General features: G+C 37.2%; 14 protein-coding genes and 1 tRNA gene. 4 read left to right on the top strand and 11 right to left on the bottom strand.

Annotated features, from left to right (window positions below):
• Positions 1 to 97: 97 nt before the first annotated feature.
• From ispE to FC81_RS04540, 9 genes are all read right to left on the bottom strand, one after another.
• Positions 98 to 958 carry a 4-(cytidine 5'-diphospho)-2-C-methyl-D-erythritol kinase gene (gene ispE, locus FC81_RS04580; protein ID WP_057743486.1) on the bottom strand — a complete coding sequence of 287 codons (861 nt, stop codon included), beginning with the start codon at positions 956 to 958 and terminating at the stop codon, positions 98 to 100.
• Positions 959 to 1,119: 161 nt separating this feature from the next.
• A complete protein-coding gene (locus FC81_RS04575) occupies positions 1,120 to 1,359 on the bottom strand; it encodes a Veg family protein (RefSeq protein WP_034989790.1) in 240 nt (79 codons plus the stop codon).
• 92 nt (positions 1,360 to 1,451) lie between these two features.
• On the bottom strand, positions 1,452 to 2,300 hold the full coding sequence (rsmA, locus tag FC81_RS04570) for a 16S rRNA (adenine(1518)-N(6)/adenine(1519)-N(6))-dimethyltransferase RsmA (protein WP_057743672.1): 849 nt from the start codon (positions 2,298 to 2,300) through the stop codon (positions 1,452 to 1,454).
• Between the two features lie 40 nt (positions 2,301 to 2,340).
• A complete protein-coding gene (rnmV, locus tag FC81_RS04565) occupies positions 2,341 to 2,919 on the bottom strand; it encodes a ribonuclease M5 (RefSeq protein WP_057743483.1) in 579 nt (192 codons plus the stop codon).
• 1 nt (position 2,920) lies between these two features.
• Positions 2,921 to 3,691: a TatD family hydrolase gene (locus FC81_RS04560; RefSeq protein WP_057743480.1), complete on the bottom strand. Its 771-nt coding sequence runs from the start codon at positions 3,689 to 3,691 to the stop codon at positions 2,921 to 2,923.
• A gap of 93 nt (positions 3,692 to 3,784) precedes the next feature.
• Complete coding sequence (metG, locus tag FC81_RS04555) at positions 3,785 to 5,803, bottom strand: methionine--tRNA ligase (RefSeq protein ID WP_057743477.1); 2,019 nt, start codon at positions 5,801 to 5,803, stop codon at positions 3,785 to 3,787.
• 138 nt (positions 5,804 to 5,941) lie between these two features.
• Positions 5,942 to 6,640 carry an NAD-dependent protein deacylase gene (locus FC81_RS04550; protein ID WP_420806342.1) on the bottom strand — a complete coding sequence of 233 codons (699 nt, stop codon included), beginning with the start codon at positions 6,638 to 6,640 and terminating at the stop codon, positions 5,942 to 5,944.
• A gap of 24 nt (positions 6,641 to 6,664) precedes the next feature.
• Positions 6,665 to 7,621, bottom strand: coding sequence for a hypothetical protein (locus tag FC81_RS04545; protein ID WP_057743475.1), 957 nt, complete (start codon positions 7,619 to 7,621; stop codon positions 6,665 to 6,667).
• Positions 7,614 to 8,885, bottom strand: coding sequence for a hydroxymethylglutaryl-CoA reductase, degradative (locus tag FC81_RS04540; protein ID WP_057743472.1), 1,272 nt, complete (start codon positions 8,883 to 8,885; stop codon positions 7,614 to 7,616). The genes FC81_RS04545 and FC81_RS04540 overlap by 8 nt, the downstream gene beginning before the upstream one ends.
• Before the next feature lie 122 nt (positions 8,886 to 9,007).
• Between FC81_RS04540 and FC81_RS04535 the strand changes: the two genes are divergently transcribed.
• Positions 9,008 to 9,796 carry a transporter substrate-binding domain-containing protein gene (locus FC81_RS04535; protein ID WP_057743469.1) on the top strand — a complete coding sequence of 263 codons (789 nt, stop codon included), beginning with the start codon at positions 9,008 to 9,010 and terminating at the stop codon, positions 9,794 to 9,796.
• Between the two features lie 133 nt (positions 9,797 to 9,929).
• Here the strand turns inward: FC81_RS04535 and FC81_RS04530 are convergent, their stop codons facing one another.
• A complete protein-coding gene (locus tag FC81_RS04530) occupies positions 9,930 to 10,868 on the bottom strand; it encodes a Ppx/GppA phosphatase family protein (RefSeq protein WP_057743467.1) in 939 nt (312 codons plus the stop codon).
• Positions 10,869 to 10,911: 43 nt separating this feature from the next.
• Positions 10,912 to 11,925: a tryptophan--tRNA ligase gene (gene trpS, locus FC81_RS04525; protein ID WP_057743465.1), complete on the bottom strand. Its 1,014-nt coding sequence runs from the start codon at positions 11,923 to 11,925 to the stop codon at positions 10,912 to 10,914.
• Positions 11,926 to 12,234: 309 nt separating this feature from the next.
• Between trpS and helD the strand changes: the two genes are divergently transcribed.
• The 3 genes from helD to FC81_RS04510 all read left to right on the top strand — a co-directional run bounded on the left by helD (position 12,235) and on the right by FC81_RS04510 (position 15,587).
• Positions 12,235 to 14,517: an RNA polymerase recycling motor HelD gene (gene helD / locus FC81_RS04520; protein WP_057743462.1), complete on the top strand. Its 2,283-nt coding sequence runs from the start codon at positions 12,235 to 12,237 to the stop codon at positions 14,515 to 14,517.
• A gap of 84 nt (positions 14,518 to 14,601) precedes the next feature.
• Positions 14,602 to 14,674, top strand: a tRNA-Thr gene (locus FC81_RS04515).
• A gap of 316 nt (positions 14,675 to 14,990) precedes the next feature.
• Complete coding sequence (locus FC81_RS04510; protein WP_057743459.1) at positions 14,991 to 15,587, top strand: sigma-70 family RNA polymerase sigma factor; 597 nt, start codon at positions 14,991 to 14,993, stop codon at positions 15,585 to 15,587.
• Positions 15,588 to 15,944 lie beyond the last annotated feature (357 nt).

Genomic DNA, 15,944 nt, shown 5'->3' with positions numbered 1-15,944 from the left:
AAATATGATGTCCTTTTTAGTTTGCTTTTCTTGTCATTTTATTGGTACTCCATGGCGTCACCATGCTCCGTCTTTATTAATGGTTCCTCCAATTCAGCTAATTCAAATTACATGGTCGTACTAAATATACTTCGTCGCAAAAACCTTTAAGACTGTTATAAACATGCTGTGCCCGTGAATACTTAGAACAGATACCAAAAACAGTTGGCCCACTTCCACTCATTTGGGCTGCTTCCACCCCAAAAGCATACATTTTTTGCTTGATTCGCTTTATTTCCTGAATTTCCTTAATTGTTATTGGTTCTAAAGCATTACCCATCCATTTACAAATTTCTGTTAAACTGCCTTTCTTGATCCCAGCTACAACTTTATCAACTTCAGGATGAATTATTTTCTCGTATGATATTTTTCGTAAAATAGTGGGTGTTGACACACTCGCTCGCGGCTTAGCAATTACAAGCCATAATGGCGGCAGTTCATCAAGTGGGGTCACTACTTCCCCCTTTCCTTCAACCAATGCTGTTGTGCTATAAACACAAAACGGAACATCAGAATCTATTTTCAGCCCAATTTGGGCCAGCTTACGTGTTGAGAGCTTTAGGTCCCAGAGTTTATTTAAGCCGCGTAAAACTGCAGCAGCATCTGAAGAACCACCACCTAGCCCCGCCGCAACTGGAATATTTTTCTTAATACTGATCTGTACTCCATTCTTGATATTAAAACTTTTTTGTAATTCTTTAGCCGCTTTATAAGCTAAATTACGCTGATCACTGGGTAGAAAACCTGCATCAGTTTCAACAGCAATTCCAGTGAAAACACTACTCGTTTCAATGTGCACGTAATCAGCTAGATCAATCGAAGTCATCACCATTCTCCATTCCGGACTTCCATCAAGGTGACGAAATGGAGTATCCAAACACAAATTAATCTTAGCAGGAGCTTTTTCTATAGTATCCATCTGGTCACCTACTCAAACATTTTACTATCATTATACTTAAAAAGAGTACTACTTGAAAAGAAAAATCCAAGCATTTTTTAGCAAATAAAAAAAGCCATGCATTATCGACCAGCTAGGCTTCAGTAAAAAATAACATTTTTCTAATCAATGCTCTTCCCAAACTAATTCTTTTCAAAATCAAGCTCAATATTCTTAGTAAGTACATCTGTATAACTATATGAAACTCGTTCAAATGCATTCTCATCCTGGTTTAAATCAACTACAAATACAGCTGGAAATGTTTCCCGCAAGATTCCATGTCGCCTAATCGTTTTCTTACGCCCAGCTTGTGCGATTACCGTTAAATTTTCACCTACATAATCGTCAAGTTTCTTCTTAATAGTCGCTAATGTTATTGGCATGGATTTCACCCCTCTGTGAAACTATCATAACATTGTTTCACAAAAATTGCAATTATACCACACTACAACACCTTAATTCAATTAAAAAATAATTATTTTTCGATGATTTTATAATCAATCATTTTATTAGTTAACTGGATAAATTCGGGAATCGTCAGCTTTTCTGCCCGCTCTTGCGGCGCAATACCGGTATCGCTTAACAACTGTTGTAATTTTTCCTTATTTACTTGTTTTTTGCCCAATAATGATTGTAAATTATTCCAAATATTTTTGCGTCGATGTTGAAAACATCCTCTAACTATCTTAAAGAAAAGCTGTTCATTTTGTGGAAGAACGGTCCAGGGTTGTACTTTAGGCGTCAGCGCAACAATCGCAGAATCAATTTTAGGTTGAGGTACAAAGACCGTCTTAGGTACTACAAATGGAACCTTCACATCCATTTGATATTGAACACGTACGGTCAAGGAACCATAAGACTTGGTTCCTGGATGTGCTCCTAAACGTTCTGCCACTTCTTTTTGCATCATAACAACAATCGCTTTAAAATCAATGCCGGTTTCAAGTAAATATAGAATAATTGGACTAGTAATGTAATAAGGTAAATTTGCTACTATTTTAACTGGATGCTGTCCATCAAAATAACTTGTCAGCAATTTTTTTAGATTGGCTTTAAGTACATCTTGTCTTATCACCTGCACATTAGGATATGGCGCTAATGTTTCTGCTAAAACAGGTATTAAACGTTCATCTAGTTCAAGAGCCAGTACACGATGGGCCTTTTTGGCCAATTGCTCTGTCAATGCACCAATTCCAGGACCAATCTCAATTACATCATCAGCGGTAGTTACCTCAGCTGCCGCAACGATTTTTCTAAGAATATTAGTATCTGTTAGGAAATTTTGACCTAGACTTTTTTTGAAATTTAAACCATAAGTCTCCATAATCGCTCTTGTTCTAACTGGAGACCCTATTTCTGGTCTGTTATTGTCCGTCACGCTTTTTATCCTCCATTATCTGTTTAACTAACTGTAAAGCCTCTCCAAATTGTTTCGGTGTTATCTGGAATAGATTCAACCTGTTATACAATTGTTTTCCATTAGTATAGCCTATTTTTAGAATTTCACCTAAAAGTGCGCGTTTTTTCTTAGCATTTGCTCCTGACATTAGTCCTGCTGCAATAAGATCTTCACGAAGGATCAAGGGCTCATCTACTGCTACCTCAGTATAAAGATGAGCAAGTGCTTCACGGATTGCTGCTAGCGAAGCGTGTTCGACTCCCAGGCTTCCCTTCGCATGCGGTGCCGCATCCTTTTTACTTAAAAAAGCATGTTTAACGCCTGGAACCTCACGTGTAATGATTTTCCGAATTTTCTCACCTGAAAAATCGGGATCTGTAAATACAATAACTCCCCTTGTTTCTTGCAGCAGGGCTATCTGTTCAAGTGTTTCATCACTAAGGGCGGACCCTCTCGTTTCAAGGGTATCTGCTTTAACCGCCAATTTTATTCTTTTAGTATCATCTTTTCCTTCAACAACAATAACTTCTTTTATTTTTCTCATCCTACTTGATCCTTAATATTTTCTTTGTATTTTTATAGGAAATATTGGCTAATTGTTCGGCCGTTATTCCTCTAAGTTGTGCCAAATATTCCAATGTATATCTCGTATAGCCCGGTTCATTACGTTTGCCGCGATTAGGTGCAGGAGTAAGATATGGTGCATCTGTTTCGACTAGTATTCGCTCCAGCGGTGCTGCCATAAATGCTTCTCTAACATCTGTTGCATTCTTAAAGGTCACCACACCACTAAATGACAAAAACATCCCTAACTTTAAAAATTTATTCGCCCAAAAAGCATTACCGTTAAAGCTGTGCATAATTCCCCCGAGCTTACCTAATTTCATTTCTTGCAGGATCGTATAAGTATCTTCAAATGCATCACGATTGTGAACACTGATAGGTAAACTTAATTTTTGTGCGAGTTCTATCTGCTCTCTAAAAACATCTTTTTGCAGATCATGGGGCACAGAGCAATAATAATCTAAGCCTATTTCACCAAGTGCCACCATTCCAGCACCATGCAGCTGCTGTTCAAGAAACATCTTTAGCCGTTCATCGTAACGAGCGGCATCTTCAGGATGGCAACCGATTGCACCATAAACGATCCCTGGGTAGCGTTTGATCAATTCTGTCAACTTTTGCATACTCGGCTTGTCATATGCCAGCACAAGCATCTTAGTAACATCTAATGCTTGCGCTCTTTGGACTACTTCAGCTGTTTCACCTTCAAATTGCGGTGCATTAATATGCGTATGCGAGTCAAAAATCTTCATTCCATATTCCTCCTGAAAACTCAGATAGATTTAACTAAAAAAAGATTGTCATGCAAAGTCTAGCTACTTTACAAGCGCAATCTCTTTAAAACATTAACTGATCAAAGATCCATTTGGAATCGCACTATCAACTGTTATTAACTTGATACGTTCACCATACTCAGCTGATAATAGCATTCCCTGACTGATTTCTCCACGCATTTTCCGTGGCTGCAAATTACCAACAATGATAACTTTTTTCCCTACTAGTTCTTCTGGTGTAGGGTACCATTTAGCAATTCCTGACAGGATCTGCCGTTGCCCCTTATCGCCAGCATCTAGTTGAAATTTCAGTAGCTTGTCTGCCCCATGGACGTGTTCGACCTGTAAAACTTCAGCTACTTTCAATTCTACTTTTTCAAATTTATCAAATCTGATCTCTTTTTTAGTCAAGTTTAGTTCCGGCTGCACCTGCTGTTTAGCTTCTGCAATAGCTTTACGACCCTTTACTTTTTCACTTTTAGTCATCTTAGATTTAATATAAGCAACTTCCTGTTCAACGTCTAAACGTGGGAAAATCGGTGTTGCTTTAGCAATAACTTGAACTTCCGTAGGTAAATCAGTAAAACTAACTCCCGCAATATCCATCTTAACGGTTGGTAATCCCAACTGTTCAAAAATTGCTCTGGCTCCATGCAGTAAAGTGGGCTGCAAAAGAATCGCAATAACACGTAAACTGGCTGCTAAATGTGCAAGCACACTATTTAATTCATCTTTTTTAGATATTTCTTTAGCTAAGACCCACGGTTCTGTCTGATCAATATATTTATTTGTCCGACTAACAAGCTTCCAGACAACATCTAGAGCATTAGAAAAGTGAACGTTATCCATCTCATGCTGATAATTTTGAATCGTTTCTGCTGCTTGTGTCTCTAACTCTTTATCAAATCCTGTCAGTTCTGTCGCTTTAACTAACGCTGGAATAGTCCCTGCATTATACTTGTTAATCATAGCCACGGTTCTGTTTAATAGATTCCCTAAATCATTGGCTAAATCATAATTGATTCGCTCAACAAAGTCTTCTGGTGTAAAGACACCATCATTGCCAAAAGGAACAGCTCTCATCAAATAGTACCTTAAAGAATCAAGACCATAACGTTCAACTAACATCTCTGGGTAAACAACATTCCCCTTTGACTTGGACATCTTGCCATTCTTCATCAAAAGCCAACCATGCCCAATTACATGCTTAGGTAATGGTAGATCAAGTGCCATCAAGATAATTGGCCAGTAGATGGTGTGGAAACGAACAATTTCTTTTCCGACCATTTGAACATCAGCAGGCCAATATTTTTTAAATAACGTATCATTATTAGTCCCATACCCTAGAGCTGTAATATAATTACATAATGCATCAATCCAGACATACACGACATGTTTAGGATTATCAGGAACCTTAACTCCCCAGTTAAAGGTTGTACGTGTAATAGCTAAATCTTCAAGTCCCGGATTGATAAAGTTATTAAGCATCTCATGCTTACGTGCAACTGGAATAATAAAATCAGGATGGTCTTCATAAAACTTAACCAAGCGGTCAGCATATTTGCTCATTTTGAAAAAATAACATTCCTCTTTTACTAATTCCACTTCATGACCTGAAGGAGCTTTTCCACCAATAATCTTCCCCTTCTCATCCTTGTAAACTTCAGCAAGTTGCGATTCAGTAAAGTATTCTTCATCAGAGACAGAATACCAGCCTTCATATTCCCCCAAATAGATGTCACCTTTTTCAAGTAATTTTTGAAAGATCTTCTGAATTGCTTTTTCATGGTAACTATCCGTTGTACGAATAAACTTATCGTTAGAAATCTCAAGAATCTGCCACAGCTTTTTTATCTCCGCAGCCATCTTATCGACATAAGCTTTGGGCGTTATCCCCAATTTTTCAGCTTTTTGTTCAATTTTAAGCCCGTGTTCATCAGTTCCTGTTAGGAAAAACACATCAAAATTCTGCAATCTTTTATAACGCGCCATAACATCACAAGCAATCGTTGTGTATGAATTTCCTATATGTAGTTTTCCAGACGGATAATAAATTGGTGTTGTTATATAAAAAGTCTTTTTCTCGCCCATTGAATTAATCTCCTTTAACTCAGCTTTACTTACGTAATAATTATTAGTGTAAGTATATCATATTTTTTAAAGCTAATTCGTGTAAAAAATATTAATAGTTTCCTATATCCAGCTTATCTTTTTAACACTAACTCAGCTTTAAAAATCCAGTTTAGTAAAAACTTTTGCTGCATCCTCAAGAATCATTTTACCTCCAAATGGAAGTGTAATTTTTTCCCGGTTGATCGCTACGATTTGTGCAGTTGATTTACGGTACTGTACTAGCCCCGCAAAAGGATACACTCTCAACGATGTTCCACAAACAACAATTAAGTCAGCTTGTGCAAGCAATGTGATTGCTGTATCCAACACCTGTTGTTTAATTGTCTCACCATATAACACTACATCTGGCCGTAATATTCCGCCGCAATGCTGGTGAACCATATTTTTCAGGTATTCACGATAATCTACCTGTTCGTTACATTTTTGACAATACACATGGTACAGATCGCCATGAAACTCAAGCACATCCTTCGTCCCAGCCGCTTGATGCAAGCCATCAACGTTTTGTGTAATAACATGTGCATCATAATGGTGCGTCGCTGCAGCCATCTTCTCATGAATAATATTGGGTTTAGCTGTGGGATAATACATATGTTTCGTTACAAAATCATAAAAAACAGCTGGCTCTTGTCTTAAACAACTCTGACTCAATAAATATTCAGGGTCAGTGGTGGTTTGTGTATACAAACCGGTTTTAGAGCGGTAGTCAGGAATTCCTGAAGTCGTTGAAACACCTGCACCCGTTAAAAATAAGATATGTTCCGCTTTTTCCATCATTTTCTGCAAGTAAGTCACTATCCCCGCCTCCTAACGGCAACTTTAGCGAGTTAAATACGGAATTGCAAGTTTGGCAAGAAACTTTCCTGTTGGCATTGCATAGATTCGTTTAAAGACTTCCTCAGTCTTCTCTTTCTGCGGTGCAGGCAGCACGAAACTATTTTGACCATCATTTTTTAAAATACCAATATACGCCGTTGTATCCTGTAGATTTTCATGTAGTTCAGAATGTAAAATAGAAAATAATTGCCGTACTTCGAGTCGTTTCTGTCTTTCGCTAAAAACGGGTGTCAGAGTGACGAAATTTTGTAGATTCATTTTTACCATCTGCCATTTTTCTAATTGTTGATCAAATAATCGATATATTTTAACAATTGCTCTCCGTATTTCAAAAGCTGAGCTGATTTTTTTACTGGTTAATTCAGCATAAATCTTTTGAGCCGCAACCAGTGTTCGTGGGTAAAGCTCTTCGAGTCGGGGTAGTATAGTCTGAGCTTCAGTGTCAAAGAAGACTAGCGTATCCAGTAAAGTTAAAACACGTAGAACCATCCATTCATCCTGGCGATCTTGCGGTTCAGGTTTCAACGTTGCTAGAACACCTTTAAAATAAAGCTCTTTAACGCGTTCATTAATTAGTCCACGTTCTTTTTGCTGCTGATAGACACTAAAATGCAGTACAATATCATATAGTTCCATCCCCGTTGCCATAATTTTATTATCTAACTCTGACGCGCCTGTTGTAATATTAAACGAAATCTGCGGTGCACCTTTAAATAACAACCGTAAATGAAGTAACTCATGTGAAACGGTGTAATTAGGTTCCGTCACATCATTCACTTCAATGATCATTTTACCACCACGCAAGTATTGCTGAGCCTGATCATGCCTCAAAAAACCAGCCTGTTTTTGATGATACTTGATTTCCATCTTTTGGGGACATAACTCACCTAATTCCGCCACTACTTTGGTAGCAGCTTCATTTAATCTAATCTCATTCATTCTGATCCTTCCTCCTAATCTCAGCTACAACCTCTTTGGCAGCTGCTAAATTATGCTCATTTTTCTTAATCATGACATCTAAAACTTGTTTCAGTTCAGCTGTTTTTGCTCCGGCTGCTAACGCTAATGACTTTAGTTGAAGACGCATATGTCCTCGTTGGATCCCCTCTGATGTCAAAGTATACAAGGCTGCTAAATTTTGACTCAAGCCGACACTAGCAATAATACTCTGCAGTTCCCGCGCACTCCTAACATTCATTATTTGCTGATTGATTTTAACAAGCGGTACAATTCCAATTGACCCGCCAACACGACCCACAGGCAATGGTAATTCAATTCTTCCCTTTAAGTGATGATCATCAATTTCCCACTGACTTAAGCCTCGGTATTGTCCATTTTTCACGGCAAAGGTGTGTGCGCCGCTTTCAATCGCGCGCCAATCATTACCTGTTGCTAAAACTACTGCATCAATTCCATTCATAATCCCCTTATTGTGTGTTGCTGCACGGTAAGGGTCAAGTTGGGCTACTCTACTTGCTTGAACTATTTTTTGTCCAATTTCTTTTCCGCTAAGATTTCCTTTGGTAAGGGCTGAAAGTGGCAGACTGCACTCTGCGGTCGTCAAACATTCAGTCGCAAAATTGGATAGGATGCTCATCAAGACCTTCGAAGCAAGTTTTGTCTGAATATAATCTGCTGTAGCTTCCAACATCGTATTAAGCATGTTAGCCCCCATCGCCTCTTGCACATCAACTGCTAGGTCAACTGACATCAAATCATCTGCCAACTGTCTGCAACGTAACCAACGTGCTCCTCCGCCACGTGTGACCAATGAATAATGTGCTTCATTTGCCACCTTAAGGATCGCCGTTTGTTCTTTTTCAATTTGCCGCTTTAAGTCAGCATAATCTTGGAAATCCTCTATCACTATCTGCCCAATCATCAAACGTTGTTCAACTTTTGTTTTAAAACCACCAGCTTTTTGAACCATTCTTGCTCCATGACTGCTTGCAGCAATTACTGAAGGTTCTTCCGTTACCATTGGAACAAGATAATTACGTCCATCAATTAGATAATGAAAGCTAATTCCTTCAGGAAGGGTATAATCAGTTATATAATTTTCAATCATCGAATTACCTAAATCTGGAGCATAAATTTTATTCTTCAAATAACATAGTTGTTCTTCAGATAGAACCCCTTGCTGCTGTAAAGTTTCCCAGCGCTGCTGCAAAGTCTTTTCATAAAATTTCTCAAAACCGGGCATTGTATTCTCCCTTTCAAATATACATTAACGTGTAATTACTTCATTTTCATTATATAATGGTACTCATATATGATTAGAGTCCTAAAGAGGAGGCCAAGCAACACTTCATTTGTGTGCTGTTTATGTTTAAAAAAAAATATTATTTATTTATGTTAGGGATCATTATTTTGCTAACTGGCATAGGTCTGACAGTGAGTTTTATTCATAAACTCAAACCAGCCGCAAAAGAAACGCTTCGTGTCGGTATCGTCACACCAGACAAACCTTACAGTTGGTATAACTCCAAGCAAAAATTAACTGGTTTTAATGTTGAACTTGCTCAAAAAATCGCTCACCAAAATAACATGCAGGTTAAATTCATTAGTGGTTCATCTCAAGCACTAAGACATAAGTTTAATAAGGGAGAAATTCAACTACTTTTTTGGAAACAAAAGACAACTTATCTTAAGCAAAAAACGTATTACAAAACAAACGCTTATCTCTATCAGCCTAATGTTTTGTTATCACTACCTAACCACAAAATAGGTAACCTTGTTCTCACCAAGAAATACAAACTAGCTCTTGCTTCGAAACTAGATCTCCCCAAAACGTTGCAGTCTTTTAAAATAACCGTCTTACGTTATCCTAAAACACAACTACTTATTCAAGCTATTCTTCAAGGAAAAGTTAAAGCTGGGATCATAAGTAGCTTTGACTATTCAGTTGCAGTCCAAAAGAACCCATTACTTTTAGATCGTCTGGTCAAAAGTAATTCTTTTCCGCCTGTTACTGCACAACCTTTATATGGAATTACTTCACGTAATAAAAAACTGCGGCACCAGATAAATAAAAGTCTTACCACACTAGATAAAGAAGGAGTATTAGCCACACTTTCACAAAAGTATTTTTCACAAGATTGGTCAAAACAATAAAAGGAGCTGCGACAAAATAACTTTGTTGCAACTCTTTTTTACTATCCTCAACTTAGTACTACAGCCACAACCTTATAACCAATAAAATCTACTGCGATTTTAATAACTATCTGTAAACACGTAGCTATCGTCCTCAATTAGTTCTATTTTTTAGAAAAGTATGCATGAAGCCTTCCCGGGCTCCGCTTTCAGAAAAAATAACGTGTGAGCTGTTCATCTGCTGGACCAACATTATCACAGGCGTCATTCCACCTAAAATAATATCTGCACGATTTTGTTCCATCCCTGCAACTTGCTTCCGCTCCTGACTGTTTTTACCTAACAGTGCTGTATAAATAGCAGCAAAATCCTGTGCCGGTATTTTGAAACCATGAATCTGTTCAAGGTTCTTCTGGTGTAATCTTTCTTTCTGGACTCGCGCAATTGTCCGATTGCATCCGCCCAAAAGCACAATAGGTACTTCTCGAGCTTGCTCCAACCAACCTAACTGCTGATATTTTTTTTGAATAAAACTTTGAAATTTAAATAATTGTTGAGCAGTCATTACCTTGTCAGCTCCAAAGCGTTCAGTTAAACTGATAGCACCGTAAGGAATACAGGTTAGATGCTGCGCTTTTTTATTTTTTACTAAGATCAGCTCACAACTGCCTCCGCCCATGTCGACAATCAGGCAGTCATTAAGCGGCAGTGAATTAGTTACACCCAGATAATCATAATAAGCTTCATCTTGACCTGAAAGGACTTGAACATCAGCCCCCGTCATTTGTTTAACCGCTTGTAAAAAAGAAGCGCTATTCTCAGCTTCACGCACTGCTGCGGTTGCTATGGCACACACTTGACTGTGCGGATAATTTTGATAGACTTTGGTAAAATATTTAACAGCTTTAAGTGTTCGCTCAACCGCTTGCGGGTCAAGCATTTTTTTGCCGCCATTCTCACGACCCATCCCTTCAGCCAGACGAGTCGTTTCTTTGATTCGTTTTATTTCTTTAAATTTACCTTTAGCTGAAATTCGATTAATTGCTAATCGAGCTGAATTCGACCCAAAATCAAGAATAACTAAATTTTCCAATGTGTCCCCTCCAAACTTTGCCAAGCGGTCTGTTAAAAATTACTTAACCGAAATAGTTAACTCCGATTGCGGCACGAACTTCTGCTAATGTTTGCTCTGCTACAGCGTTAGCTTTTTGACTTCCCTTTTGCAGAAGATCATAAACTGCTGGTAAGTCTTGGGCAAAGGCCATTCTTCTTTTACGGATAGGCCCTAACTGTGCTTCAAGAACTTCATTTAGATAGCGTTTAATCTTGACATCACCTAGACCGCCCTTTTGATAATGTTCTTTTAATTCTGCAACCTTTTGCTTATCATCATCAAAAACATCTAGATATGTGAAGACCATATTTCCCTTAATTTTGCCCGGATCTTCAACATGGATATGTTCTGAATCAGTATACATTGACATAATTTTTTTGTGTAAAGTATCAGCATCATCTGATAAATAAATGCAATTTCCCAGTGACTTACTCATCTTGGCATTTCCATCTAGCCCCGGCAAACGGCCCTCACCCTTAGGTGGGAAAATTCCTTCTGGTTCGACCAGAATTTTTTTCTTATAAATAGTATTAAAACTTCTGACAATCTCTCGTGCTTGTTCAAGCATTGGTTCTTGGTCATCACCAACTGGTACTAAATTAGCTTTAAAAGCTGTAATATCTGCAGCTTGGCTAACTGGATAAACGAAAAAGCCGGCTGGGATAGAGCGTTCAAAGTTTTTTTGCTGAATTTCAGCTTTAACAGTTGGATTTCTTTCAAGTCGTGAAACTGTAACCAAATTCAAATAATAACTTGTCAATTCTGTCAACGCTGGAATCTGTGATTGAATAAAAATAGTTGATTTTGCTGGATCTATCCCTACAGCCAAGTAATCTAATGCTACTTGAACTAGTGAATTGCGTATTTTCTCAGGGTCACGCGCATTATCAGTTAAAGCTTGCTGATCTGCAATCATAATATAGGGTTCATACTTGCCTGTATTTTGTAATGCAACTCGATTTTTTAATGAACCGACATAATGTCCAATATGCAATCTTCCAGTTGGACGATCACCTGTTAAAATAACTTTTTTCATAATTTCCCTCCAATAAGCTAAAATAACTAAAAAATCCCATTGCTACCTAGCAATAGGATGATTTTTTCATCGCGGTACCACCTAAATGCAGGGTATCCCCGCCACTTGAGCTCTTATTTAAAATTTTTGTTACTTATTACCTAAATTAACTAGTCTATTTGTTAACTTACAATTTTATTGTACCCAACAAAAATTGTAAAGTCAAAACCCCATCGCAACTCATTTATTTCATAATCCTTAAATAATTGTTGTTGGATAAAGAGTATGTTAGTATTACTTTTTATGAAAAGAATAATAGGAGGCTTGAGCATGGATAAAGAACGGCTGAAAGAACAACATCGCGTTAATAATGTGGTTGCCAAAATCAAGCACAACTTACTCAAGAAAGAAGAAGAATACACAAAAGCTCATCAGGAAACCTCTTCTGTTGAAAAAAACTATGTTCAAAATGCAAAAATCAATACCTTTGAGATAGACGACCGGATTGAAACAAATGCCGAGGTACAACAGCAGAAACAACTAGTCGCTAAAAATGTAGAAACGGAAAAAATTCTCAAACAGCAAGTTCAGACTCTAAAAGACTTAAAAAAATCACCATATTTTGGAAGAGTCGATATTCTTGATGAGGGGGAACATACTCCAGAAAAACTCTACATTGGTATCTCCTCGTTTGTTGATGAAGATCAGCATTTTCTAATTTATGATTGGCGTGCACCTATCTCAAGCATTTATTATAATGGAACTCTGGGCAAGGTTAGCTATAACGCACCTATTGGCAGCCAAGAAACCGAATTATTAAAAAAAAGGCAGTTTCTCATTCAAGATGCCCAGATAAAAAATATGTTTGATACTAATGAGACTGTAGGTGACAATATTTTACAGGAAATCTTAGGTAGCGCGAGTGATGAATACATGAAAAATATTGTTGCAACAATCCAACAAGAACAAAATACAATCATCCGTGACACACACAGTGATATGCTGCTTGTTCAAGGAGTAGCCGGAAGCGGAAAAACTTCAGCTATTCTCCAACGAATTGCTTTTTTACTCTACCATAGCCGTAGTGATTTAAACGCTGACCAAATCATTCTTTTTTCACCTAATCTCCTTTTTAGTCACTATATTTCTGAAGTCCTACCTAGTCTGGGTGAACGTAACATGCGGCAAGTTACTTTGGCTGAATTCTTTTCACAGCGTTTTGAGGGCTTAAAAGTTGAAACCCTTTTTGATAGTTATGAAAATAATCTTGTTACTTCCAATAGTTCCAGCACTACTAGACGTTTAAAAGAAAGTGCCAACTTTATGGTCTCTGTTACAGACTACGTTCACCAACTGGCAGCTATTGATTTGCAATTTACGGATATTATGTTGGTCGACCGTATTATGTTCAGTAAAGAAATGATTAGGGAAATCTATGCCAGCCTGCCACAAGCAATGTCTTCTTCTCAGCTCTTCTTTGAAACTAAAAATATACTTATTAAAAAATTAAAAGTGCTAATCAACGAAGAGACCCAGCAAAAGTGGGTCAGTGAACAAATCGACACGTTGAGCGATGAAGAATATTTATCCTTAGCTTCCGACTACAAACATACTCGTTTTACAGAAATTGCAGATGAAGAACACTATTTAGCTCTTAAGCTAGTCAAAGAAAAATTTCAACCAGTCTATGATGCGATCTATAATAATTATTTCCTAGATATTTATCGGCAGTACTCTTTATTCCTTAAAGAAAAACGCAACGGCTCTGAAACTAGTTTTAATAATCGCTTAGAGCTGCATCGCTTAGCTCTAAGTGACTGTGCTCCTTTGCTTTATTTACGCGATTTGTTGACTGGTAGTGGCCAAAATCACAGAATCCAGCATCTCTTTATTGATGAAATTCAAGATTATTCATTAGCTCAACTAGTTTATCTTAAATTTGCATTTCCAAAAGCAAAACTAACTTTACTTGGTGATAGTGAACAAGCCTTATTTGCAGCGTTACAAGAACCCCAGGAATTTTTACGTAACTTAGAAAAAGCACTTAATGTAAATAGAGCTCGTGTTATCCAACTCAACAAAAGTTACCGTTCAACAAGTAATATTACGAATTTTATTAAGGCCTTATTACCAGATGGTTCTAAAATCCATGCCTTTACTCGTCCTGGTAAAAAGCCCAAAATTTTACTTGCACAAAATGAAGCTGATGCTCTTGCTAAAATTAATCTTCAATTATCTCAACTACTTGCTGTCCATGGAACGGTTGCCCTCATTACAAATAGCCTTGAAGAAAGTAAGTTACTATATCGCAAACTTCATTCACCATTGTCCGCAACCCTTATTACTAATACCACCCGTGCATTGCCACAAGGTATTTTAATTCTCCCTGTTTATTTGGCCAAGGGGCTTGAGTTTGATGCAGTAGTTGCTTATAATATCTCAGCTGTTACTTATCCAAATGAACAGACACTTGGTAAGTTATATACGATCTGTTCACGTGCTATGCATGAACTAATTCTACTGAGTATTGGTGATATATCACCTATTCTTAGTAAAGTACCAGCCGATCTTTTTACACTTGAACAGCAAATAACTTTGCCACACAATAATTAAATGACCGATCTTACCAAACTTTTTTTGAATTGTTATTGATTTTAAAACAATGATATAATATACTATCTAAGGTAACAATTCAATGCCACTTTAGCTCAGCAGGTAGAGCACCACCATGGTAAGGTGGGGGTCACCGGTTCAAATCCGGTAAGTGGCTTATTATTATTACATCTCTAAGCTAATCTCCGTAGATAAAATAAGGAATGAGTCAAAGCTAATTTTTGACTCATTCCTTATTTTTATTCATCTATTGATTCCATCATAGTTCAATGGTTAGTATAATTATTACTCAGTGTTCAACTTCCCTTCTACTTGCTTCTCCAAAACCTTCTTTTCCTTATCTGATAATAACAACTTTAGATAATTTTTTATCGAATTTGTTAGTTTTTAATAACGTACTTCCTATTTGTTTAGCTAAAACAAGGTATATTAATTAGTAGACACATAAAACACTATTTTTGGAGGAACAAGAAATGAATAGCATCTCAATTAACCAAGATAATGAATTGATCATAGCAATCAGGCTTAATAATGAAAGCGCTTCTTTTGAAGAGCTCTTTAATAAATACCGCCCGCTGGTCAATAAGGCGACTCAACGTTATCATTTTAGATTTTTAGAGAATGAGGATCTTGTTCAAGAAGCTCGAATAGTTTGTTATCAAGCTTCGTTGGCTTATGATACCACCGGCAATGTTTCCTTTGGAAAGTTTTTCCAACAGAGTTTATTCAATCGATATTGTAGCTTATTACGCAAGGAAAGTGCTAAAAAAAGGCTTGGCGACAGATACGCCGAATCATTTGAATATCTTTTTGAAACACAGGGTGATTCATTCACAAAAGACAACTTCTTTTCCCCTAACTCTTTGGGAATACTTATAACAAAAGAAATGGTCTTATCTATTACGGAAAATATGTCCGAATTTGAATACACTATTTTTAATTTACTTGCTTTTGAACACTATACACCGGAGCGAATTTGTCTTGATTTAAACTTGCCTCGAACAAAAGTAAATCGTGCAATGTCACGTTGCCGAACAAAAATGGTTAACTGTTTTGGCAATAAAAAATAAAATTACAAAATATGCTTTTATAGGTTTATCTTACATACCTTGAAAGCATATTTTTTAATATGTCACCTGAGCCTAAGTTATTAAACACATTCAAATAAAAAAAGAGCGGGTCAAAAAACGTTTAGTTGACGAGCATTAATATCGTAAGACAGATAACTCTGGGTTGAGATTCTCTGACTTACGGAGTTACGTATAACTAACCAATCTTTGCCGCACGTTTTAGTACTAGATGTTCAAAAATAAAGAACATAAAAAAAGAGTTCACGACTTTTGTCCTAAACTCTTTTTACATTTTATCTTCGCACGGCAACGTCCTACCCTCGCAGGGGGCGATCCCCCAACTACTATCGGCGTTAA

The organism is Liquorilactobacillus capillatus DSM 19910 (genome assembly GCF_001434915.1).
GTDB lineage: Bacteria > Bacillota > Bacilli > Lactobacillales > Lactobacillaceae > Liquorilactobacillus > Liquorilactobacillus capillatus.
Note: the sequence above shows the minus strand (reverse complement) of the source record. Positions and strands in the feature narration are given on the sequence as shown.

Excerpts from the sequence above, each read along its gene's own strand:
- metG (WP_057743477.1), bottom strand. The coding sequence starts at position 5,803 with ATGGGCGAGAAAAAGACTTTTTATATAACAACACCAATTTATTATCCG.
- ispE (WP_057743486.1), bottom strand. The coding sequence starts at position 958 with ATGGATACTATAGAAAAAGCTCCTGCTAAGATTAATTTGTGTTTGGAT.
- rnmV (WP_057743483.1), bottom strand. The coding sequence starts at position 2,919 with ATGAGAAAAATAAAAGAAGTTATTGTTGTTGAAGGAAAAGATGATACT.
- helD (WP_057743462.1), top strand. The coding sequence starts at position 12,235 with ATGGATAAAGAACGGCTGAAAGAACAACATCGCGTTAATAATGTGGTT.
- trpS (WP_057743465.1), bottom strand. The coding sequence starts at position 11,925 with ATGAAAAAAGTTATTTTAACAGGTGATCGTCCAACTGGAAGATTGCAT.
- FC81_RS04545 (WP_057743475.1), bottom strand. The coding sequence starts at position 7,621 with ATGAATGAGATTAGATTAAATGAAGCTGCTACCAAAGTAGTGGCGGAA.
- FC81_RS04510 (WP_057743459.1), top strand. The coding sequence starts at position 14,991 with ATGAATAGCATCTCAATTAACCAAGATAATGAATTGATCATAGCAATC.
- FC81_RS04535 (WP_057743469.1), top strand. The coding sequence starts at position 9,008 with ATGTTTAAAAAAAAATATTATTTATTTATGTTAGGGATCATTATTTTG.
- rsmA (WP_057743672.1), bottom strand. The coding sequence starts at position 2,300 with ATGGAGACTTATGGTTTAAATTTCAAAAAAAGTCTAGGTCAAAATTTC.
- FC81_RS04575 (WP_034989790.1), bottom strand. The coding sequence starts at position 1,359 with ATGCCAATAACATTAGCGACTATTAAGAAGAAACTTGACGATTATGTA.
- FC81_RS04540 (WP_057743472.1), bottom strand. The coding sequence starts at position 8,885 with ATGCCCGGTTTTGAGAAATTTTATGAAAAGACTTTGCAGCAGCGCTGG.
- FC81_RS04560 (WP_057743480.1), bottom strand. The coding sequence starts at position 3,691 with ATGAAGATTTTTGACTCGCATACGCATATTAATGCACCGCAATTTGAA.